The organism is Haloarcula sebkhae (genome assembly GCF_014647415.1).
Lineage (GTDB): Archaea > Halobacteriota > Halobacteria > Halobacteriales > Haloarculaceae > Haloarcula > Haloarcula sebkhae.
Genome location: NZ_BMPD01000003.1, coordinates 230,258 through 250,356 on the forward strand (window position 1 = coordinate 230,258; position 20,099 = coordinate 250,356).

21 protein-coding genes are annotated in these 20,099 nt (G+C 64.6%); 10 read left to right on the top strand and 11 right to left on the bottom strand.

Annotation, left to right across the window (positions count from 1 at the left end):
- Nucleotides 1-139 precede the first annotated feature (139 nt).
- The 5 genes from trmY to tgtA all read left to right on the top strand — a co-directional run bounded on the left by trmY (nucleotide 140) and on the right by tgtA (nucleotide 5,452).
- Nucleotides 140-736: a tRNA (pseudouridine(54)-N(1))-methyltransferase TrmY gene (trmY, locus tag IEY38_RS10910; RefSeq protein ID WP_188977740.1), complete on the top strand. Its 597-nt coding sequence runs from the start codon at nucleotides 140-142 to the stop codon at nucleotides 734-736.
- Nucleotides 737-864: 128 nt separating this feature from the next.
- The gene (locus IEY38_RS10915; RefSeq protein WP_188977742.1) at nucleotides 865-2,970 is read left to right on the top strand and encodes a hypothetical protein; all 2,106 of its coding nucleotides are present in this window, start codon (nucleotides 865-867) and stop codon (nucleotides 2,968-2,970) included.
- Between the two features lie 41 nt (nucleotides 2,971-3,011).
- Nucleotides 3,012-3,557 (top strand): NUDIX hydrolase, encoded by a 546-nt coding sequence (locus IEY38_RS10920; protein WP_188977743.1) that lies wholly within the window; start codon nucleotides 3,012-3,014, stop codon nucleotides 3,555-3,557.
- A 44-nt stretch (nucleotides 3,558-3,601) separates the two neighbouring features.
- Nucleotides 3,602-3,859 carry a hypothetical protein gene (locus IEY38_RS10925; RefSeq protein WP_188977744.1) on the top strand — a complete coding sequence of 86 codons (258 nt, stop codon included), beginning with the start codon at nucleotides 3,602-3,604 and terminating at the stop codon, nucleotides 3,857-3,859.
- A gap of 120 nt (nucleotides 3,860-3,979) precedes the next feature.
- Nucleotides 3,980-5,452, top strand: a complete 1,473-nt coding sequence (tgtA, locus tag IEY38_RS10930; protein WP_188977745.1) for a tRNA guanosine(15) transglycosylase TgtA — start codon at nucleotides 3,980-3,982, stop codon at nucleotides 5,450-5,452.
- Between the two features lie 26 nt (nucleotides 5,453-5,478).
- Here the strand turns inward: tgtA and IEY38_RS10935 are convergent, their stop codons facing one another.
- Entirely contained in the window at nucleotides 5,479-6,354 is an 876-nt protein-coding gene (locus IEY38_RS10935) for an NAD-dependent epimerase/dehydratase family protein (RefSeq protein WP_188977746.1), read from the bottom strand.
- Nucleotides 6,355-6,429: 75 nt separating this feature from the next.
- A complete protein-coding gene (locus IEY38_RS10940; protein ID WP_188978226.1) occupies nucleotides 6,430-7,575 on the bottom strand; it encodes an alginate lyase family protein in 1,146 nt (381 codons plus the stop codon).
- A 365-nt stretch (nucleotides 7,576-7,940) separates the two neighbouring features.
- On the opposite strand from IEY38_RS10940, the gene arcS reads away from it, so the two are divergent.
- From arcS to IEY38_RS10960, 4 genes are all read left to right on the top strand, one after another.
- Complete coding sequence (arcS, locus tag IEY38_RS10945) at nucleotides 7,941-9,728, top strand: archaeosine synthase subunit alpha (protein WP_188977747.1); 1,788 nt, start codon at nucleotides 7,941-7,943, stop codon at nucleotides 9,726-9,728.
- Nucleotides 9,729-9,801: 73 nt separating this feature from the next.
- Nucleotides 9,802-10,209 (top strand): VanZ family protein, encoded by a 408-nt coding sequence (locus IEY38_RS10950; protein WP_188977748.1) that lies wholly within the window; start codon nucleotides 9,802-9,804, stop codon nucleotides 10,207-10,209.
- A 38-nt stretch (nucleotides 10,210-10,247) separates the two neighbouring features.
- Nucleotides 10,248-11,324 (top strand): archaeosine biosynthesis radical SAM protein RaSEA, encoded by a 1,077-nt coding sequence (locus IEY38_RS10955; protein ID WP_188977749.1) that lies wholly within the window; start codon nucleotides 10,248-10,250, stop codon nucleotides 11,322-11,324.
- Between the two features lie 77 nt (nucleotides 11,325-11,401).
- Nucleotides 11,402-11,563 carry a hypothetical protein gene (locus IEY38_RS10960; RefSeq protein WP_167320814.1) on the top strand — a complete coding sequence of 54 codons (162 nt, stop codon included), beginning with the start codon at nucleotides 11,402-11,404 and terminating at the stop codon, nucleotides 11,561-11,563.
- 32 nt (nucleotides 11,564-11,595) lie between these two features.
- Here the strand turns inward: IEY38_RS10960 and IEY38_RS10965 are convergent, their stop codons facing one another.
- The 8 genes from IEY38_RS10965 to IEY38_RS11000 form a co-directional block, all read right to left on the bottom strand.
- A complete protein-coding gene (locus tag IEY38_RS10965) occupies nucleotides 11,596-12,324 on the bottom strand; it encodes a TOBE domain-containing protein (protein WP_188977751.1) in 729 nt (242 codons plus the stop codon).
- A gap of 84 nt (nucleotides 12,325-12,408) precedes the next feature.
- Nucleotides 12,409-13,173 (bottom strand): ABC transporter ATP-binding protein, encoded by a 765-nt coding sequence (locus tag IEY38_RS10970; protein WP_188977753.1) that lies wholly within the window; start codon nucleotides 13,171-13,173, stop codon nucleotides 12,409-12,411.
- Nucleotides 13,173-13,859, bottom strand: a complete 687-nt coding sequence (locus tag IEY38_RS10975; protein WP_188978229.1) for an ABC transporter permease — start codon at nucleotides 13,857-13,859, stop codon at nucleotides 13,173-13,175. The genes IEY38_RS10970 and IEY38_RS10975 overlap by 1 nt, the downstream gene beginning before the upstream one ends.
- A gap of 32 nt (nucleotides 13,860-13,891) precedes the next feature.
- The gene (locus IEY38_RS10980; RefSeq protein ID WP_188977755.1) at nucleotides 13,892-14,854 is read right to left on the bottom strand and encodes a substrate-binding domain-containing protein; all 963 of its coding nucleotides are present in this window, start codon (nucleotides 14,852-14,854) and stop codon (nucleotides 13,892-13,894) included.
- A 460-nt stretch (nucleotides 14,855-15,314) separates the two neighbouring features.
- Nucleotides 15,315-15,992: a phosphoribosylformylglycinamidine synthase I gene (purQ, locus tag IEY38_RS10985; RefSeq protein WP_188977757.1), complete on the bottom strand. Its 678-nt coding sequence runs from the start codon at nucleotides 15,990-15,992 to the stop codon at nucleotides 15,315-15,317.
- Between the two features lie 52 nt (nucleotides 15,993-16,044).
- Nucleotides 16,045-16,299: a phosphoribosylformylglycinamidine synthase subunit PurS gene (gene purS / locus IEY38_RS10990; RefSeq protein WP_005536073.1), complete on the bottom strand. Its 255-nt coding sequence runs from the start codon at nucleotides 16,297-16,299 to the stop codon at nucleotides 16,045-16,047.
- 51 nt (nucleotides 16,300-16,350) lie between these two features.
- Nucleotides 16,351-17,010: a DUF7504 family protein gene (locus IEY38_RS10995; protein WP_188977759.1), complete on the bottom strand. Its 660-nt coding sequence runs from the start codon at nucleotides 17,008-17,010 to the stop codon at nucleotides 16,351-16,353.
- Nucleotides 17,010-17,885, bottom strand: a complete 876-nt coding sequence (locus IEY38_RS11000) for a GAF domain-containing protein (protein ID WP_188977761.1) — start codon at nucleotides 17,883-17,885, stop codon at nucleotides 17,010-17,012. Before IEY38_RS11000 ends, IEY38_RS10995 begins: the two co-directional genes overlap by 1 nt.
- 120 nt (nucleotides 17,886-18,005) lie before the next feature.
- Between IEY38_RS11000 and IEY38_RS11005 the strand changes: the two genes are divergently transcribed.
- Nucleotides 18,006-18,989, top strand: coding sequence for a formyltetrahydrofolate deformylase (locus tag IEY38_RS11005; RefSeq protein ID WP_005536070.1), 984 nt, complete (start codon nucleotides 18,006-18,008; stop codon nucleotides 18,987-18,989).
- A 24-nt stretch (nucleotides 18,990-19,013) separates the two neighbouring features.
- Here IEY38_RS11005 and IEY38_RS11010 read toward each other — a convergent pair whose 3' ends face one another.
- Complete coding sequence (locus IEY38_RS11010; protein WP_188977763.1) at nucleotides 19,014-20,048, bottom strand: phosphoribosylaminoimidazolesuccinocarboxamide synthase; 1,035 nt, start codon at nucleotides 20,046-20,048, stop codon at nucleotides 19,014-19,016.
- Nucleotides 20,049-20,099: the final 51 nt, after the last annotated feature.

Consider the following 20,099-nt stretch of genomic DNA (forward strand, 5'->3'; position numbering starts at 1 on the left):
GAAGTAGGCTCGGCGAGGGACACCACCGCCGTGGCCTCGACTGTGGCCCCCACTCGGCATCTGGCTCCCCGTCAGCATGGATGAAAGCTGACGGGTTCGCGGTCGATGCACGTAAGTCTCTGACCGGCTTCGCACCCGTATGCGCCAGTTCGTCATCATCGGTCACGACGCCCCGACGACGCCGGATTTCTCGCTCGACGATCTGGCCGGCGCGGCCGGCCGGCTCGACGTGCTCTGTCGGTGTGTCACCAGCGCGTTTTTCCTGAGCCACGCCATCCGCGAGGACGTACGAGTACACCTCGTTCTATCGGATGAGTACACTGTCACGTTCGAGGGAAGCGACCTCCGCCGGCTGAACCCAGACGAACGGTCCACGGCGGCGCTGATACGCAAGGCGCTAGAAGAGCGCGAGGAAGCTATCGGGCACATTCCGGTCGAAACGTCGCCAGGGGTTTCGCTCACGCGACGGGGGTTCGAGGGGACGCTCGACGACGCGGCGAGCCGCGGAACTGTCGTCCAGTTGCACGAGGACGGCGACCCCGTCGTCGACGTTGCCCCGCCGTCTGACCCGGTGTTTGTCCTCTCGGATCATCACGACTTTCGGGACGAGGAAGCGGCGCTGCTGGCTGACCACGCGGACGAGCGCGTCTCGATTGGCCCGAAGGCACTCCATGCTGATCACTCGATCACGGTCGCGCACAACTATCTGGACACGGCAGGGTTCGAGCAGTACTGACGGGGCACGCTTGGAGACTGCCAGAAGGGTTTTCCTCCGCGGTTCGCTGAATGATGTATGCAATTATTGGGTTCGGAGACAGCGACGGGTCGCGCTGTCCCACGACGCACCGAAGCGACGGGGGATCGATGACTGACCGGGAAAGCTTGTCCCGTCGTGCGGTTCTGCAGACGGTCGCCGGAGCCGGTCTCGCATCTGTCGCCGGCTGTTCGGCGCTCGAAAGCGAGGGGGACGACGCGGCCTCAACAGTCGAGGGCGAACGAGCCGAAGAACTAGCCCGGCGGTTCGCACCGACGCTGTATTTTGACCGGACGGAGCCGTGGTTCCCGACGGACCCACGGCCGTACACCAGCGAACGGGACGGCGAGACCATCGTTGACGGATTCGACGCGTTTGACGGGTATCACGAGCGGATGAGCGACGGCAACCCGCCGGACCCGACGGCGTTCTACAACGTTGTCGAGTACGAGAGCTCCCCACTCGCCGTCGTCCAGTTCTGGTTCTACTCGGCGTTCGACCAGTTCACGACGAACTTCCACTGGCACGACTGGGAGGTCCTCCACGTGTTCGTCGACACGGAGACTGGCGACCCGCAACTGTACGTCGCTAGCTCCCATTCCCGGAAAGTACCCAACAACGAGTTTCTCGACCCGGACCCGGAGATGGTCCCGCGCATCCTCACGGAACTGGGGTCACACTCCAGCGCACTGTCGGTCAACGATGTCCGCGACCGCTTCACCCGGCTGCCGGAGGGCGACCAGTTCGCGGATATCACGAACAGCGCCGTCGAAACCATCGAGGACCTCGCGGAGATCCCGGTCGCCTACGGTCTCCCACGCGACGAAGGGTCCCGGCTCCCCTATCTCGTGCCGGAGTACGAGGGCGCACCGCTGTACGAACACGAGCGGCTCCCGTCGGTCAGCCGCGAGGACCTCATCTCGGAGTCGCTCACCGTCCGCTCGTTCGACAGCCTCACCGAACCGCCGTCGGACCTGCCGACGCGGGAGACGGGACTCGTGTTCCAGCACACCGACCGCGGCGAGGCTGACCCGGACATCGAGTACGACCTCGTGCCGAGCAGCGAACTGGAACACATCTCCGATTTCACCGGCCCGCAGTTGAGCTTCGAGTTCGCCGTGCCCGAGTTCGCCGAGGACGCCGTCGCGGGCCACATCACAACGACGGGCGCGCCTTGGGACCAGCCACGGTACGAGAACCCCGCCGCGGATATCTCCGAGCCGAACCACCGGGCGGCGCTGGCCGAGCGCTACGACGCCATCGGGGCACCAGCGGAGATACGGACCGTCGTTGCCAGCCTCTCGGAGGCCGTCTCGAACGACGACGCGCCCGAGGACGAAGGGCTCACGACCGAGGACACCACCGTCGAGTCTGTCGCCCTGCTGGAGAGCGACCCCGAGGCCGTCCCGACTTTTTCAGGTCTGGCTGTCGTTCAGGATGTGCCTGCGGGCGAACACCGGTTCACCGTCAACGGGGCCGGTGTCGCGCCACACAGCGAAACTGTCTCAGTTCCCGACGCGGAGACGGCCGACGGACCGACCAGAGCGGGGGTCGACGGCGAGGTCCCGCTCGTCGCCCGGGAGAACGCGGCCCGCCTCGAAGTCGACCCGTCGGGAGCCGATAGTGACCTCACCGACCTCGCCATCGAAGACGACTTCGCCGGCCGGCTGTACGACGCCCCGCTCTCGGAACCCGATGCCGTGTACGTCCACGGCGGCGGCGCGTACACGACGGAGGTCCGGGACCGCGACGACGAGATCGGTGCGTTCCGGGTGAATCCGGACCCTGAGGCCGACACCGCCGCACAGATCGAACAGCCCCAGACTGGCAAGGCGTCGCTGGCGTCGTTCCTCGTCGATATCGCCGAGGAGACGCGCCAAGCGGTGCGTGCAGAGATGGACGATGACGTCGACGACGACGACAATGACGACAACCCCGGGAGCGGCGGTGGCTCCGAGAACGCTATCCAGGGCCTCGAACGGGCGCTTGCGGCTGTCGTTGAGGCCGCCAGGCGGGCGACGGAACGCGCCGAGGCCGGTGACCGCGGGAACGCCGACAAGCAACTCCAGGCTGTCGCTGATCGACTCCAACGCGTCGCGGCCAGAATCGAGGAGGCCAGCGACGACCTCTCGGACCCACTGTCGAACGCGGCCCGGAAACGCCTCGAACAGGCAGACCGGCGGACCGAGCAGGCTCTGGCCGCCGACAAACTGTAAGGACCCGTGCTGATTTTGCCGGTGGGGCCTACACTCCCGGTATGGACGAGGAACTCGCTTGGGAGACGCTCGATGCCGAAACCGCCTACGCCTGTCCGGGGTTCGATGTCATCCGTGAGGACGTACGCCTGCCCGACGGTACGGAGGGTAAGTTCGATTACGTACAACACGGCGAGAGCGTCATCGTGCTCCCGTTCACCCCCGACGGTGACGTGGTTGTTATCGAGGAGTGGCGACAGCCAGTCCGCCGGGTCAACTACGGCTTGCCTGCCGGGACGATGGAAGACGAAGACGACGATCCGAGCGCCGCCGCCGCTCGCGAACTCCGCGAGGAAACCGGGTACGAGGCAGATACGTTCGACCACCTCTACACGGGCGAACCGGCCAACGGCAACACCGATTACGTGTTCCACTACTACGTCGCACGCGGATGCGAGGCGACGGCCGACCAGAATCTAGACCACAACGAATCGATCCGGGTCGACACTGCCGACTTCGACTCGCTGGTCCAGTCAGTGCGCGACGGCACGCTCCGTGACAGTCGGTCTGCCGTAGGTATCATGTACTATGCCCTGTTCGAGCGCTGAACTGACGACAGTTTGAAAACCTGTGGAATGGTACCATTCAACATATGGCCTCGATCGCACTCGACGAACAGACGGAACGCCGGCTGGATAAACTGCGCGCGGCCGTCCGCCGTCGGACCGGCCAGCCGGTTTCGCGGGCTGAATTGCTCGAACGGCTTGTCGAGGACGCCTACGGGTCCCACGGCCAAGTGGTTGCTATGTTCCGAACGTCACAGGCGTACGTCGCCGACGAAGACTCCGGGACCGTCCACCGGCCCGAGCGCAAACTGGTGCCCGGCGGAGCAGAACAGCCCGACGAATAGCGGCGCTGTGCCGGCCGGCGCATCGCTCGGCCCCACCGCCGCTCCCGGCTTCCGCCAGCGACGAACGGCCAGCCACGGGGGAACACAACCCTTAGGCCCGCCCACCGACGACGACGTGTAATGACGAATTTCGAGGTCCGCCAGTACGACGCAGCGGGCCGGCTGGGCGAGCTAACGGTGCCACGGGCCGGCGTCACCGTCGAGACGCCGACGATCCTGCCGGTGGTCAATCCGCACGTCCAGACGGTCGCACCGGCAACGCTGGCGTCGGAGTTCGGGGCGGAGATACTCATCACGAACAGCTACATCCTGCATGGCTCCGACGACCTCCGCGAGCCAGTGCTGGAGCAGGGCCTCCACGACCTGCTCGGGTTCGACGGAGCTATCATGACCGACTCCGGGTCCTTCCAGCTCGCCGAGTACGGCGACATCGACGTGACGACCGAGGAGATTCTGGAGTTCCAGTATGAAATTGGCTCTGACATCGGCACGCCGGTGGACATCCCGACGCCGCCGGATGTGGATCGAGAGCGGGCGACCGCGGAACTCAAAACGACCCAGGAACGGCTCGAACACGCCGCCACCGTCGACACCGGCGAGATGCTCGTCAGCGCACCAGTTCAGGGTGCGACGTATCCGGACCTGCGGGAGCGGGCCGCCGCGGACGCCGTCTCTACGGGACTGGACGTGTTCCCGCTGGGAGCTGTCGTCCCGCTGATGAACGAGTACCGCTACGCCGACCTCGCGGATGTCGTCGCGGCCTGCAAGCGTGGGCTGGGAGAGGTCGGCCCGGTCCACCTGTTCGGCGCGGGCCACCCGATGATGTTCGCGATGGCTGCGGCGCTTGGCTGTGACCTGTTCGATTCGGCGGCGTACGCGCTGTACGCCCGCGACGACCGCTATCTCACGGTGCAGGGGACGGAACTGCTGTCCGAACTGACCTACTTCCCGTGTCACTGCCCGGTCTGTACCGACCACACGCCGGCGGAGCTCGACGCGATGGACGCCGACACGCGCGAGGAACTGCTCGCGCGACACAACCTCCACGTCACATACGGCGAGATTCGGACGGTCAAACAGGCGATTCGCTCGGGCAACCTCATGGAACTGGTCGACAGTCGCGCTCGCGGCCATCCGGCCATGCTCGACGGCTACCGCGCGCTGCTTGACCACGCCGAGCAACTCGAACGCACCGACCCGGTCTCGAAGGACGCGTTCTTTTACACCTCGAACGAAAGCGCCCGCCGGCTCGAGGTCCGACGCCATCAGGACCGGCTGGAGCGCCTCCCGGTCGAGGGCGAGGAGGTGCTGCTGACCGAAGGCAGTTCCAGTGCACAGTACGACGAGAACTGGGGCGTTCTGCCCCCGTTCGGTCCGTATCCGCGCGAACTCGCCGATACCTATCCACTGACTGCGGAAACGCCCGACCGAACCGACCGAGCGGCCTACGAAGCCGCAGCGACGGGGGTCAGACGATTGGTCGAACTCCACCCCGACGTGTCCTTCACGCTAGTCCACGACGACTGGCCGGCGACGGCGCTCGACCGCGTGCCCGATAGCGTTCGCCTGCGTGACCTGCACGCCCGCGACTGACGGTTCACCTGTTCGACTGTCGGCAGTCAGACCGTCGGCACGTCTACGTCTTCGTCGGCCGCCTCTCGCCAGGAACGGGTCGGCTCCCAGCCCAGCATCGCTGTGGCTTTGGCTGTCGAATACGCCGCGGCGTTCCCCTCGACCGTGCAGTCGTCCGGAACACTCCCGTACTGCTCGCGCATGAGTTCGACCAGCGGCCGACCCAGTGCGTTATCGGGGCCGACGCAGTTGAACGCCTCGTGCCCCGCGATCTCGGCAGTGAGGGCGGCCTCGACGAGGTCAGCCACGTCTCGAACATCAACGTACGACCAGTAGTTACCCGCCCCTGCCGCAAGGTCGTCGACGTACTCCTCGTCTCGACAGGGGTACTCACTGGGGATCTGTATCCACGACGGGCGGATCGACGCCACGGAGATGCCGTCTCGGCGCGCAATCGTCTTCCCGATCTCCTCTGTGACGACCTTTGAGAGCCCATAGTCGTCCTCTGGCCTGCACGCGTGCCCTTCGGTAATCGGGAGTTCGTCCGGCAGGGGGGTCTCCTCGGCGAAGAAGAAGCCGTACGTGCCATCTGAAGAGCCCTGTACCACGTCAGCGCCGACGCGGCCGGCCGCCGAGAGGACGTTATGTGCTGCCAGTGTGTTGTTCTGGAACAGGTCTACGCCGGGGTGGTTCCCAGCCACCGGGATCGCTGCCCAGTGGACCACTGCATCCGGGTCAATGGCGGTGAGCGCGTCGAAGACGCTTCCGGCGTCTGTCAGGTCGAGTGCCCGGTACCCGACAGCCGGATGGCCCCCATCGTCTGGTAGTTGGCGGTCAAATACTGTTACGTCGTGCGGTCCGACGAGGCGGTCGACGATCCAGCGACCGGAATGTCCCCGGCCACCGGTCACGACTACATCCATACCGGACCTGACGCCGCCGGCATCCAAAGCGTGACGGTGTCGCCGTTTCCCCTGGAGCGGTGCTTGCCTTACTCACTACAGGTCAAGCCGGAACCGCTCACCGTGTGTGAACGTCGTCCAGCCAAGGATGCGTTCGTCCCGATGCGGTCGATCGGGGTTGTCGATCGCTGCCTGCTGCGCCGAGACGTATGTCGGGACGTTCTTCACCGGCTGCCCGCCCTGTTTGAGCGCTTCCAGATACGTGTCTTTCTCGTAGTACGAGTAGGCCACCTCGTACAGCGAAGACGCCGACTCCTGTTTTCTGGCGGGGAAGCCGTCATTATTGACGAACCGGTCGGGGTCGCCCTCGCCCATCGCTTCCCAGACCTCTGGGTCACCCACGTATGGCGCGTGGGCGTCGAGAATCCGCTCGATCGCCCTTCTGTCGCCATCGAACTTCTGGTACTCGTACAGGGTGGGGCCATCGAGTTTGTCGGCATAGAGTCGACTGAGTTCCGCGGCGGTGACCAGTGCCTTCGCCGCATACAGCGAGTATGCGAGGCTCGATGCACGAATGATCTCGTTCTCCAGCAGGCCGTCCTCGCGGAGTTGGTTGAAGCCGGTCTCACGGTTCCGTTGCATGGCCTTCCGGAACCGGTCCCAGTCCCGGAGATACACGGAACCGGCGGCGTGGGTCATCTCCTGCCAGTTGAAGATGTTCTGCTGGCCCATTTCGGTCGGAATATTATGCCCCACGTCGTCCAGAAACGTCCGGACCCACTCCTGCAGGTCGGCCTCCACGCCGACGCTGTCGTCGTTCCACGCCTCGTGGCCACGAACGAGTTCCGCGCCCCACCACATTTTCGGGAGCGTAATGAACTGTTCGATGCTGTTCGTTTTTACCGGAGCCATGTAGGTCTCCGAACGCAGGAACCAGTGGTCCAGCAGCTCGATTGCTTTCTCGGCATACTGGTCCGCGCCGGTGTACTGGTAGGCGAGGCCGAGGTCGCGGATCCGGTCCCCCGTCCTGATAGCGGCGACGTAATCTTTGCGCGCTCCTGGGTCTTCGGGCCCTTTCGTTTTGAACTCGTGGCCGTCGTCGTTGTCCGTGACGCTCTCGGGATCCGCTTCCATCGCGTTTCGAACATCCTTCATGAATGCCTCGTGGGCGCTTGTCCACGGGCTGTCGCCGTCCTCGACACGGGACTGTATCGCAGCCAGTGTGTCGAGATGGACGAACATCGCGGGCCTGCTTTCACCTGTCGACTCTGACACCTGTTCTGTCGGTACCGGCTCCGTCTCGGGTGGCGCGGCCCTTGCATCCGAATCCCCTGAGGAGAGGCCCGAACAGCCCCCAAGCGCTGCGGCTGCTCCCGAAAGGGCGATCAACACGTCTCGTCGTGTCTGTCGCTGCACAGACGGTCAGTCATCCTCGGTAGATTTAGTTAGGGGCCAGCTAATCGGCGGATAACGACCTGTTCGCGATAACCATGGCCACATAATTCTCGGCCGGGACGAAGTCTGCTACATTTGAATCGCCCTTCACTCACGATGGCGGTGGTAGCCCAAAGGCAAGATAGTTGGTCGCGCGTGGCTGACGCCATTGCATGACCGACTACTTCGAGATCCACGAGCGCGACAGCGCCGCGCGAGTGGGTGAACTACGCCTCGCCGACTCCGTGACGACGCCGGCGCTGGTCGACGACGTGGACACCGACACGCCGGGCAACTGTCGACATGTCCTTGATGATGCTGGAAGCCGCTGGTCCACCGAGCGAGACGCCCCAGACGGTGACGAGTCGCTGCTCACCGTATTGCCCCATCGGGGACTCCCCGCCGGCACCCCGGACGAGGTCGCCGAGGCCTTCGCCGTCGACTATCCAGATGTCACGTTCCCGAGCGCGGCCGTCGTCTCGCCCGATACTGCGGCCGACCACGGCAGTGACGCCTACGTGCTCGCCGGTGCGCCCGGCTACGTCGGGCACGCGTCAGCGTTCGTCGACGCCGTCACCACTGTCCGGGAGCGTATCCCCGCTGACACCGCGCTCTACCTGCCCGGCGTCGCCACGCCGCGAAACGTCGCGACGCTCGTCTATGCCGGTGTCGACCTCGTGGACCCCGACCGCGCTGTCATCCGCGGCACCGAGGGCCGATATCTCACGACCGACGAGGCGTACTTCCTCGAAGACCTCGATGAACTGCCGTGTGCGTGTCCGGCCTGCCAGCAGCCACGCGAGGAGTTCGACCGGCAGGACTGCGTCGAACACAACGTCAACGCGCTCGCTGCGGAACTCCGGCGCGTCCGCCGCCGCATCCGCGACGGTCGCCTTCGAGACTACGTCGAGGGACAGGCCAGACAGGACAACTGGCTCACCGCGACGTTCCGACGGCTGGACCAGCAGTACAGCTATCTGGAGGAGCGAACGCCGCTCATTCGGCGGGCCGACCTCTCGGCGGCCAGTGACGACTCGCTCCGCCGGGTCGAGATTCAGCGCTTCGCCGAGCGGGTCACCGACCGCTACGTGCCGCGTTTCGACGACCGGCCGCTCGTGCTGGTCCCGTGTTCGGCCCGAAAGCCCTACAGCGACTCACAGAGCCACAAACAGTACCACGACGCCATCAAGTGGCGCGCCCACGTCGTCTCGATGACCTCGCCTATCGGCGTCGTGCCACAGGAACTCGAACTCACCTACCCAGCCCAGCACTACGACTCCGTCGTCACAGGTAACTGGACCGCCACCGAGATCGAGTTCGTCAGTCGCGTGCTCGAACGCTATTTAGAAGGCACCGACTACCCGGAGATTATTGCTCACGTTCCCGGCGAAGGCTACCGCGACATCTGTGAGCGCGTGGCCGACTCACTGGGACGGGAGTTTACCTACACGGTCACCGACCACCCGACGACGGCGGATTCGCTGGGGAACCTCGCTGCCGAACTGGAGGGCTGGGACCGCTATCCGAAACGGGAACGCGAACACAACACTATCCGCGCCGTCGCCGACTACCAGTTTGGCGAAGGCGCGGGCGACGAACTGTTCGACGACCTTTCGACGCAGGGCCGGTACCCACAACTGCGTGCCGACGACGCCGACGGGGAGCAGCTGGCGGCGCTGGCCCAGCAGTACGGCGTCCTCTCGCTGACCACTGCCGGGGCGCGTCGCTGGGTCGAGAGCGACGTCCCGACCAAGACGGTCGAAATTGAACCGTTCGTTCCCCACGGCTCGGTGCTTGCGCCGGGAATCACCGACGCCAGCGACGATATCCGCGTCGGCGACGACGTGGTTATTCAGGGCGACGCGGCCTTCGGCGTCGGTCGCGCCCAGATGAGTGGCCCGGAGATGCAGTCCTCGACGCGAGGTATCGCCGTCCAGATGCGCCACGTCGACGAGCAGTAGGCCGCTCCGCTGGTGTCGGGTACTGCCGTCGCCTGACCACGCGACTTATCTATCGAACGGAAGAACCGCCACTATGGACGTATCGGGGTTCCGCCGCTACCTCCCTGCGGTCGGCTTTTCACTGTTGGTACTGGTCACGTCGCTTCTGCCGGTTCCCGAAGGGGTGGGCGAGCAGGTCCCCGCACTCCTCGGTTTCGCGCTAGATAAGTGGGTTCACGCGGCGAGTTACGGGACACTGGCAGTACTGCTCGCGTGGGGTCGGCGGGCCCGCGATGTGATTACCGTTGCAGCACTCGTGGCACTCGCTATCTGCTACGGGGCTGGTGTAGAATTGCTTCAGGGTTTCGTCCCCTCGCGCGGAACGAGCGGCGCTGATTTCTTCGCTAACTCCGTCGGGGCTGCGCTGGCCGGGTTGGCGTGGCTCGTGGCCCACCGAACCGGCGCACTTTCCGACCAAACCGGCCCACAATCCCGGCAGTAACGAAGCGGCTTTACGCGCTCATCGGCTACCTCGCCCCAATGAGCAAGCCCAGTCCTGAAGTCTACGAGGAGGGCAAGGGCATGGACGCCCACAACTCCGTGATGCGTGACATCCGGTCGCGCAACGACTCCACGTATGACCCTCGCGAGCCGACCCGTGTATGGCTCGACGAGGACAACACACCCGATGGTGTCTACCAGAGCCTGACTATCATCCTGAACACCGGCGGCTGCCGGTGGGCACGCGCCGGCGGCTGTACGATGTGTGGCTACGTCGCCGAGAGCGTCGAGGGCGGGACCGTCGCCCACGAAGACCTGATGGCCCAGATCCAGCACTGCCTGGATCACGAGGCGGAGAACAGTGACGAACAGAGCGGTCTCATCAAGATATACACCTCGGGGAGTTTCCTCGACGAGCGCGAGGTGCCGGCGGAAACCCGTCAGGCCATCGCCGAAACCTTCGCCGACCGCGAGCGTATCGTCGTCGAGTCGCTGCCGGACTTCGTCGACGAGGAGACGGTCGGCGACTTCGTCGATGTGGGCCTAGAGACGGACGTGGCGGTCGGTCTGGAGACAGCGACCGACCGCGTCCGCCACGACTGTGTGAACAAGTACTTCGACTTTGCCGACTTCGAGGCGGCCTCCGAGGCGGCGCAGGCCGCCGGTGCCGGCGTCAAGGCGTACCTGCTGATGAAGCCGCCGTTCCTCTCCGAAGCCGAGGCCGTCGAGGATATGAAGCGGTCGGTGCGACGCTGCGCGGCCGTCGACGGCTGTCACACCGTCTCGATGAACCCCTGTAACGTCCAGCGCTACACGATGGTCGAGGAACTGTACCACGACGGCGGCTACCGGCCGCCGTGGCTCTGGTCGGTCGCCGAGGTGCTGGAGTCGACCGCCGACGAGGATGTCATCGTCGTCTCGGACCCGGTCGGCCACGGCAGCGACCGCGGCCCGCACAACTGCGGCGACTGTGACGACAAAGTCCAGCGCGCTATCAAGGACTTCGACCTCCGGCAGGACCCGTCGGTGTTCGAGCAGGTGAGCTGCGAGTGCGAGGCGACGTGGGACGCCGTCATCGAACGCGAGCGTAGCTACTCGCTCCCGCTCGCTCGATAGGGACTTCGAGCACTAGAGACCGTGTGACGGGCTGTCGACCAACGCTTATCCGTCTTTCGCGCATAATACTGTTCGATATGACCCCGAACGGTGACCAGGACAGGCGCAGTTTCAATACACGCGGGACAGTCACGGAATGTGACCTGTGCGGTGAACGGCGGCAGTGTATCGACGACGATGGGATGGTCGCCTGCAGTGCCTGCCAATCCGACCTGTTGCCGTCCGGCTGGGGTCTCTGAGGCTACTTCTGGTGCCTCCTCGTGCCACTTGCTCACGATGACTCATCCGGCCCCGACTGTTCGATAGCGGGAATGACGCCGACGGTTGCGGTTGCTTTGAACGAGGCGACAAGCTCCGCGCCTGTGGTGATGTCGAGTTTATCGAGGCTCGTGTCAGTCACCAGCGCCGACAGCGTCATGTCTGGGTCGACTGCCAGTGCGACCAGCGCGATAGAGGTCCCCTTCTCGATACGCTCGACGCTGCCGACGAACTGATTTCTCGCACTCGTCCCCGCTGGTTCGGGAGCTTCGTTCGGTGCGTTCAGCGTCACCGTATCGGCGCGGATGCCGACTTCCACCGCGTCGCCGGGGCCCGCCTCGGTGTCGACGATGGCCCGGACCGTCCCCGGCGGCGTCTCGACGGTCGCCAGTTCGCCGTCCCGGTCCACGACCGTCCCCTGGAGGACTGTCTCCGCTGTCGTTGCCACCCCGTCGAACTCGGCTTGCAGTCGCTGAAAGCGGGCCAGCAGTTGCTCGGCAGCGGTCGTCAGTTCGCTGCCGCCGCCCCCGCTACCACCGCGACTGCGGTCGACCAGCGGACCGAACGCGTCTTCAAGCTCCACGATGCGGCGCTGGGCGTGCGCGTACGACCGGCCCAGCGCGTCGGCGGCGGCGTTCAGCGACCCGTGGGCGGCGACCGCTTGCAGGAGCGTCCGGTCGCGGGCGGTCAGCGCCACGTCGCCCTGCTCCAGTTGCACTTCGACGTCTGCAGTCGCGTCCATATCTCGACAACGTCGTCCCCTGACAAAGGTATTGCCGCCGACCACCGCTGTCTACCACTGGTGATCGGGGTGGAGTACGAACGGTCAGTAGACCAGTTCGCCGGAGATGAACTTCTGTGTGCGGTGGTCCGACGGGTTCTGGAAAATCACTTCCGTCGGGGCTATTTCAGTTATCTGCTCGTCGAGTAGCACTGCGACCCGGTCTGCCACCCGCTCCGCCTGGTGCATGTCGTGTGTCGCCACCACGACGCCGATACCCCGGTTCCGGGCCTCGGCAATCGCGTCCTCGATAACTGCGGTGTTCCGTGGGTCCAGATCGGATGTCGGTTCGTCGAGTAACAACAGGTCCGGGTCGTAGGCCAGTGCACGGGCAAACGACACCCGCTGAGCCTCGCCGCCCGAGAGCGAGTCCGCGTGCTGGTCCATCTTCTCGGTCAGCCCGACGACATCGAGGGCCTCGCGAACGGCGTCCGCAGTCCCGTTCGAGCGAACTATCGACTGTAGTTCACGCTGCAATCGGGCTGTCCACGTCCTGCGGATACGAAGCCCGTATTCGACGTTACGAGCGACCGGCGCATCGAACAGGCTCGCTTCCTGGAACACCATGCCGATGCGCCGACGCAGCGAGAGTCGTGTCGCCTCGTCGACGGCCCACACGTCTGTGCCGTCAAAGGTGACCGTTCCGTCGTCCGGTTCCAGCGAGAACGCGAGCAGTCGGAGCAGCGTCGTCTTCCCAACGCCCGACGGGCCGATGACGGCGAGGACCTCGCCGGGTTCGATATCGATAGACAGGTCCCGGAACACGTAGTCGTCCCCGTAGGCGTGTGACACGTCCGTGACTTCGAGCATTATCGCTGTACCCCCTGGTCGCCCAGTCGGACGACGATAGCGTTGACCGTCAACACGAGCGTGACCAGCACAGCCCCGAGAATCATCGCTGTCTCGTACTGCCCCTGCCGGGCTTCGAGCTGAATCGCGGTCGTCAGCGTTCGGGTCTTCGAGATGCCCCTCGCGCTCGTGATGTTGCCGCCGACGATGAGCACGGACCCGACTTCGCTGATGGCACGGCCAAAGCCCGCAAGCACTGCCGTCGCGATGCCGTATCGTGCTTCCTTGAGCACGACCAGTGCTACGTCAAGGCGTGTTCCGCCGAGAACGTGTGCGGCGTCGCGGACGTTCTCGTCGACGCCGCTGATGGCCGCGAGGCTGATGGCCGTGATCGGCGGCGTCGCGAGGACGAACTGCGACATGATCATCGCCTCCTTGGTGAATATCAGCTCTAGGTCCCCCAGCGGCCCCTGATTCGAGACAGTAAACAGCACGAGGAGACCGACAACCACGCTGGGAAACCCCATCCCCGTGTTGATGACTGATTTCACGAACTGCTTGCCGGGAAAGTCAGAAAACCCCATCACCACGGCGATGGGAAGGCTGAACAGCGTGCTCAGTGTCACGGCTATGACACTCACGTATAGTGAGACGTAAATGACACTCGACACGTACCCTTCCCGGAACGGAAGGTCGACGACGGCCATCGGCAGGTATCCGACTGACTCGAGGGGCACGCTTACTCGTCCGAGTCGCTACTCCACCCTTCCGGCACGTACTGCTGGAAGTTGGGATCCTCGGAGACGGCTTCGGGGAAGAACAGCTGTTCCCCGTTGACCTGATAGTTCGCAATCGCGTCCTGGGTTCCGGGGCTGGTGATCCATCCGATGTATGCCATCGCCAGGTCGTAGTTCGCGTTGTCGTGGACGCTGGGGTTGACCGCCATAATCCCGTAGGGGTTCGCGAGGATCTCCGGCCCGTCCTCTATCGGCCCCTGCACCAGAATGACGAGGTCGATCTCCGAGCGCTGTGAGATGTACGTCCCGCGGTCCGAGAGCGTGTACGCGCCCTGCTGGTTTGCGACATTCAGTGCCTCGCCCATCCCGGTTCCGGTTTCCTGATACCAGTCGCCGCCCGGTTCGGTTCCTGCCGCCTCCCAGAGGTTGAGTTCCTTGGTGTGGGTGCCGGAGTTGTCCCCGCGCGAGACGAACTGGGCCTCCGACTCGGCGATAGTTGTCAGTGCCTCGGTCGCCGAACCCATGCCCTGAATCCCTGCCGGGTCGTCCTCGGGACCGACGATGACGAAGTCGTTGAACATCAGGTCCCGGCGGTTGACCCCGTACCCGTTGCGCATGAACTCGTCTTCGAGGCCGCGGGCGTGGACCATCACGATGTCCGAGTCACCGTTGCGGGCCGATTCGAGAGCCGCACCGGTCCCCTGTGCGACTGCATCGACCGACACGCCGTACATATCCTCGAAGTCGGGGTGGATCTCATCGAGCAGGCCCGTATCGTACGTGCTTGTCGTCGTCGTAAGCGTCAGGGTCTCCCCAGCCACCCCTGGCTGACCGCCGCCCCCCGATTCCGCTTCTGTTTCCGCTTCGGTCTGGCCGCTGCTTTCCCCGGACTGGGCACACCCGGCGGTAGTTGCTAACGCGCCTGTCCCTATCGCTGCAATGAACTCTCGTCGTTGTATCGGCATAGATACAGCGTTGACCCAACAGCAAATATAATTTATGATGGATGAACCGACGTATCTATTCTGTTAGGTCTGTATTGGCGAAAGCGGTGGCGGACTCCCTCGCGGCTCGTTGTCCTGAGAGGCACTAGCGACAGCGTAGTCACGCGCGCTCGACACAACGCGAGTGGGGGAAGGCTGCCCTGTTAGCGATGATTCGTTGCCGAGAGCAACTGCGAGTGGCTGATGCACTCTATCGCCATCAGCCACAGGCAAACGCGTTCTTCTCCTCGATTACACTTCCACTCCGGTACGCGTGTGTTTATACGGCTTGACCGCCAAAACGGAGATAGGGACCGCCGGACTATGTCACACGCTCCGCTGGTCCCTTCCCCTTTGAAACAAAACCAGATAGCTACGCGGCCGTTCGGATGCGTCCCAGTCTGTTATGAAACCGCCATAGTGACAGTTGGGTCTGTGAACGCTAGTCAGCGAAGCCCGTGAGAACGCCGCGGCCGTCGGTCCGACCGAGGTCCGACAGTGTCGCCCGCTCCGGGTGGGGCATCATGACGGCGACGTGCTCGGCTTCGCCGGTGACGCCGGCCACACTGTGCTTCGAGCCGTTCGGGTTCGCCTCGGGTGTGACAGTCCCGTCCTCGTCACAGTACTTGAACAGGATCCGGTCCTCGGCTTCGAGTTCATCCAGACGCTCGTCGGTGATCTCGTAGCGACCCTCGCCGTGAGCGATCGGGAGCTCGACGACCTCGCCGTCCTCGTACTGGCTGGTCCAGGGCGTGTCGGCGTTCTCGACGCGCAGGTGGACGTGCTCACACTGGAAGCGGGCGCTCTCGTTGGTCGTGAACGCGCCGGGAGTCAGCGACGACTCACAGCCGATCTGTGCGCCGTTGCAGATGCCCAGTACCGGCGTTCCCTCGCTCGCGGCTTCGCGGATTTCGGCCATGATCGGCGAGCGGGCGGCCATCGCGCCGGCACGGAGGTAATCGCCGTAGGAGAAGCCACCGGGGAGGACGACGCCGTCGACGTCTGCCGGAAGGCCGTCCTCGTGCCAGACGAGTTCGGCGTCGAAGTCAAGCGACTCCAGCGCCTGCACGGCGTCGCGGTCGCAGTTCGAGCCGCCGAACTGGATGACGGCAATGGTCACGCGAGCCACCCCGTGTGGGAACAGACGATTGCCGTCAGTTTCGAGGTGATAGTCATTCTGCCTGTGCCACCTCAATGTCGTAGTCGTGGATGGTGGGGTTCGCGAGGAGCCGCTCGGCCATCTCCTCGGCGCGCTCGGCCGCGTCGTCGGCACTGTCGGCGTCGAGATCCAGTTCGAACACGTCCGCCGAGCGGAGGTCGTTCAGATCGAAACCGAGCCGTTCTAGTGAGCGCTGTGTCGTCTCGGCCTCGGGGTCGAGGACGCCCCGCTTGAGCCGGACTGTGACGGTCGCGGTAAAGGCAGTCATTACTGGCAAGCGAGCGGGCAGCGGAGAAAACGCTTGTGTTCTCCCGACAGGTCACGTCCCGACCGGCGTCCAGTTGGTCGGCTGGTCGCGCAGGCCGGCCACCCGGAGATCGAGGGCACCCTGGTCGGCGCGAACGTCGACCCGCCCGTCAAAGAACTGTGCCACGCTTTCGACGACCTGCTCCTCGTGGGCGTTCGGGTCGAGTACGCAGATACCCAGCCCGTCCGCAGTTCCGATCCGGCCGGTGATCGTGTTGAGGAACCGGTACACCGCCCTGACGTCGTCGCTGTAGACGAGCAACGGCGTCAGCGTGATGATCCCGGTCCGAACCCGCGTGTAGCCGCTGGCGTACGTCGATTCGTACTGGCCGGAGTACTCGATACCGATGCCGGTCAGGTCCGCCGGCGTGTTGACTGTCGACACGCTGTCTTCCGGCAGGTCGCCGCTCTCCTGTGCGCAGTCGATGACGCGGACTCGCTCGCGGTCGAGCACGCCGCCGTGGCGCTCGAAGTCCGCCAACATCGTTGTGGCATCCTTGTCTGTCGCAACGAGGACGGTTCCGCCGTCGGCGTCGGAGCTACAGAGCAGTCGCAGTCCCATCTCCCGTGCGCCGCTCAGAACTGGGCCGGTCACGAGCAGGCTCGTCCCCGGTTCGACCGGATTCAGCGGCAGGCCGTCGAACGTGTATCGGTCGTCCCGTCGCTGTGCCATCAGGGAGCCCCCTGCAGCCGGCGTCGCAACAGCAGTTGTTCCTCGACCTCGTCAGCGAACCGCTGGAGGTCGTCTATCTCTGTCTGCGTGTATCGCCGCGGTTCGCCGTCGGTACAACAGACGGCACCGATCGCGCTCCCCTCTTCGTCTGTGATCCGGACGCCGGCATAGGACCTAATGTCGAGCTGTTTCAGCGCGTCGACCTCGGCGAAGCGTGGGTCTTCGTGGGTGTCTTCGACAACCATCGTCTCGTCTGAGAGAATCGTGTGGGTACAGATGGTGTCCTCGCGGGCGAGGGTCCGCCAGTTGGCTCCCTCACACGCCACGAACCGCTCCTCGTGTTCGTCCATGAGGCCGACGAAGGCCACGTCGATGTCGAAGTGGCTGGCCATAAGCGCCGTCAGCCGGTCGAACGCGTCGATCGCCGCCAGCTGGTCGACGTCGTACCGCTGGACGGCAGACAGCCGCTCTGACTCGGTCTCCGGAACCGGATAGGCCGCCTGCGTTACCTCGGCGGCAGCCATGGCAGCCACATCCGCAAGCCGCTCCCGGGACTCCGGGACCGTCCGCGGCACGTATTCGACGACCTGTTCGGGACCGCCACGGGGGAGATCCGACGGTGCGTGTTCGGTATAGAGGATCACTACACAGGCCGGGTTCACCGAACGAACCGCGTCTACCACGTCGAACCCATCCCCATCCGGGAGATCGAAGGCCGTCACAACGCAGTCGACCGACCGGTCAAGTGCTGCGGTCAACGTATCGAGGGACCTAACTCCTTCGACTGCGAGTCCGGCGTCACCAAGTGCGTCGGCCGTCTCGGCGCGCTCGTCGGTGTCCGACTGCGCACAGAGAACGGTCGGCGAATCACTCATCACTGCCGTACATACACCGACTGATACACAAAGGGTTGGTGGCCACGCTCGGTGGAAAACGAAGGCTTTTGCCGTGGGACTGCCGACTCTGCGTCAAATGAATCACGACGCTGTCCGGAGGTGGGTATCGTGACTCGCGATCTGACTGAGATTACGGTCGTCGGTGAGGACGACACGGGCCTCATCGCCGAAGTGACCTCGCTCCTGTTCGAGCGCAGCATCAACATCGAGGACCTCGACCAGGCCGTCCGGGAGGGCGTCTTCCGGATGACCATGCGCGTCGACACGTCCGAGATGGTGACGACGGAGGAGAAACTCCGCGAAGACCTCACCGAACTCGGTGACGGACTCGGCGTCGACGTGCAGGTCCGGTTCCCCGCCGACCGCGAGACCCAGACCATCGCCGTCCTCGTCACGAAGGAGTCACACTGCCTGGAGGCGCTGTTCGAGGCGTGGGCCAACGGCGACCTCGGGGCCGACATCGAGGTGGTCATCGGGAACCACGACGACCTCGAACCGCTGGCAGACAAGTACGACGTTCCGTTCCACGACATCGGCGACGAGAAGGGGACGCCGGACGAGGACCAACTGCTCGACTTGCTCGCGCAGTACGACGCCGACCTCATCGCGCTGGCCCGGTATATGCGTATCCTCTCGCCCGATGTTGTCTTCCGCTACGAGAGCCGCATCATCAACGTCCACCCGAGCCTGCTGCCCGCCTTCCCCGGCGCGTCGGCGTACATGCAGGCCATTGAGGAGGGCGTCCGCATCGCCGGCGTCACGGCCCACTACGTGACGACGGATCTGGATCAGGGACCAATCATCACCCAGCGCGCGTTCAATGTCCCTGACGATGCCACCGAAGAGGAACTCCAGCAGATCGGCCAGCCGCTGGAAGCCGAGGCGCTCATCGAGGCTATCAAGCTCCATCTCAACGACGAAGTGAACGTCCACCGCGGCCGGACGAAGCTTCGGGACCCCGAGGAGACCTCGGCCCAGCTCGGCGCACCGGAAAAACTCGATCAGTTGAACCCCGACCGTCCCATCGACGGCCTCGGCGAGTTCGTCGCCGAGGACGACGGTGAGATCGAGGCTGACGACTGAAAACGCGCTATCTTTTTAAACCTCTCAGAGTTCACCAGCGGCGCTGACGGCATCGTCGAGCGACGGCGCGTCGAACACGTCGCTGCCGACGTAGGCGTTCGTGCCGGCGCAGTAGAGGTCCCGCGCGACCTGGATTACGTCCTCGTCGAGCGGCTGCGGCGACTCGTCACAGAGTGCTTTCCAGTCGGCGACGCCCTCAGTGTCGGCCTGCTGTTTGGCCTCGCTTACGGCTTCGACCCACGCGGACTGGGTGCGCTTGTGGTACTGGCGGATGACCTCCTTCGAGACCTGTTGGCCCTCGTAGGAGAAGCGGTTCTCGTCGAACGTACCGACCACATCGGCTACGCGGATCTCCCCGTCGTAGTACAGACACTCGATTTTCCCGTCCTCGTGGACGAGGTTGGCCTCGGCGGCCTGCTCGGTGACGATGTGGTTGACCGCACGGGCCAGTTCTTCGAGGCGATCGATGCTGGCCGTGCCGGCGATCCGGTCGGCTGCCTCCCGGTCGAGGTAGCGGTCTTGCTCCTCGTATTTCGTCGAGAACTCGACGATGGGCTCGTCGAGGTCGACGACCTCGTCGGGCCAGGTGTCGTAGTCAAGGCCGTGGTCGGCCGGCTCGGTCCGGGACCGAAGTGACGACCCGACACCGACTCGATTCCGGAAGACGATCTCCAGCGGGATGAGATAGTTCTCGTCGGCCCCCGCGTGGTAGGCGTCGTAGTCGTAGCTCCCGTCTTCGAAGGGAAGGTCCGGGACCTGTGTGAGTTCGATAACCATCTCCTCGGGGGCGGCGTCGGCCGACAGCGCCTCGCCGAGGTCGAGTACCTCGTCGCTGCCGGGGAGCCTGACGCCCTCGTAGTGTGTCGGGACGTGGTTCTCCTCCAGTAGCTGGAAGTTGTACGCGCCCATCGTACACAGCGACGCGCCCTTGTCGGGGATCTGGTCCGGCATCTTCCCCCAGTCGAAGACGGAGTAGTCGTCCGTGAACACGAACGCGCCGCGGCCGAGCCCCTCAGCCGTCGCCGGTTCGTCCACGCGGAATTCCTTGACGCTCGTCATTGTGCCCGCCTTTCGGGCCGGGGACAAAGACGTTTCTCATACTGTTGGCTG

Coding starts and splice junctions, on each gene's coding strand:
- trmY (WP_188977740.1), top strand. CDS start 140: ATGCGCCAGTTCGTCATCATCGGTCACGACGCCCCGACGACGCCGGAT.
- IEY38_RS10915 (WP_188977742.1), top strand. CDS start 865: ATGACTGACCGGGAAAGCTTGTCCCGTCGTGCGGTTCTGCAGACGGTC.
- IEY38_RS10920 (WP_188977743.1), top strand. CDS start 3,012: ATGGACGAGGAACTCGCTTGGGAGACGCTCGATGCCGAAACCGCCTAC.
- IEY38_RS10925 (WP_188977744.1), top strand. CDS start 3,602: ATGGCCTCGATCGCACTCGACGAACAGACGGAACGCCGGCTGGATAAA.
- tgtA (WP_188977745.1), top strand. CDS start 3,980: ATGACGAATTTCGAGGTCCGCCAGTACGACGCAGCGGGCCGGCTGGGC.
- IEY38_RS10935 (WP_188977746.1), bottom strand. CDS start 6,354: ATGGATGTAGTCGTGACCGGTGGCCGGGGACATTCCGGTCGCTGGATC.
- IEY38_RS10940 (WP_188978226.1), bottom strand. CDS start 7,575: ATGTTCGTCCATCTCGACACACTGGCTGCGATACAGTCCCGTGTCGAG.
- arcS (WP_188977747.1), top strand. CDS start 7,941: ATGACCGACTACTTCGAGATCCACGAGCGCGACAGCGCCGCGCGAGTG.
- IEY38_RS10950 (WP_188977748.1), top strand. CDS start 9,802: ATGGACGTATCGGGGTTCCGCCGCTACCTCCCTGCGGTCGGCTTTTCA.
- IEY38_RS10955 (WP_188977749.1), top strand. CDS start 10,248: ATGAGCAAGCCCAGTCCTGAAGTCTACGAGGAGGGCAAGGGCATGGAC.
- IEY38_RS10960 (WP_167320814.1), top strand. CDS start 11,402: ATGACCCCGAACGGTGACCAGGACAGGCGCAGTTTCAATACACGCGGG.
- IEY38_RS10965 (WP_188977751.1), bottom strand. CDS start 12,324: ATGGACGCGACTGCAGACGTCGAAGTGCAACTGGAGCAGGGCGACGTG.
- IEY38_RS10970 (WP_188977753.1), bottom strand. CDS start 13,173: ATGCTCGAAGTCACGGACGTGTCACACGCCTACGGGGACGACTACGTG.
- IEY38_RS10975 (WP_188978229.1), bottom strand. CDS start 13,859: ATGGCCGTCGTCGACCTTCCGTTCCGGGAAGGGTACGTGTCGAGTGTC.
- IEY38_RS10980 (WP_188977755.1), bottom strand. CDS start 14,854: ATGCCGATACAACGACGAGAGTTCATTGCAGCGATAGGGACAGGCGCG.
- purS (WP_005536073.1), bottom strand. CDS start 16,299: ATGACTGCCTTTACCGCGACCGTCACAGTCCGGCTCAAGCGGGGCGTC.
- IEY38_RS10995 (WP_188977759.1), bottom strand. CDS start 17,010: ATGGCACAGCGACGGGACGACCGATACACGTTCGACGGCCTGCCGCTG.
- IEY38_RS11000 (WP_188977761.1), bottom strand. CDS start 17,885: ATGAGTGATTCGCCGACCGTTCTCTGTGCGCAGTCGGACACCGACGAG.
- IEY38_RS11010 (WP_188977763.1), bottom strand. CDS start 20,048: ATGACGAGCGTCAAGGAATTCCGCGTGGACGAACCGGCGACGGCTGAG.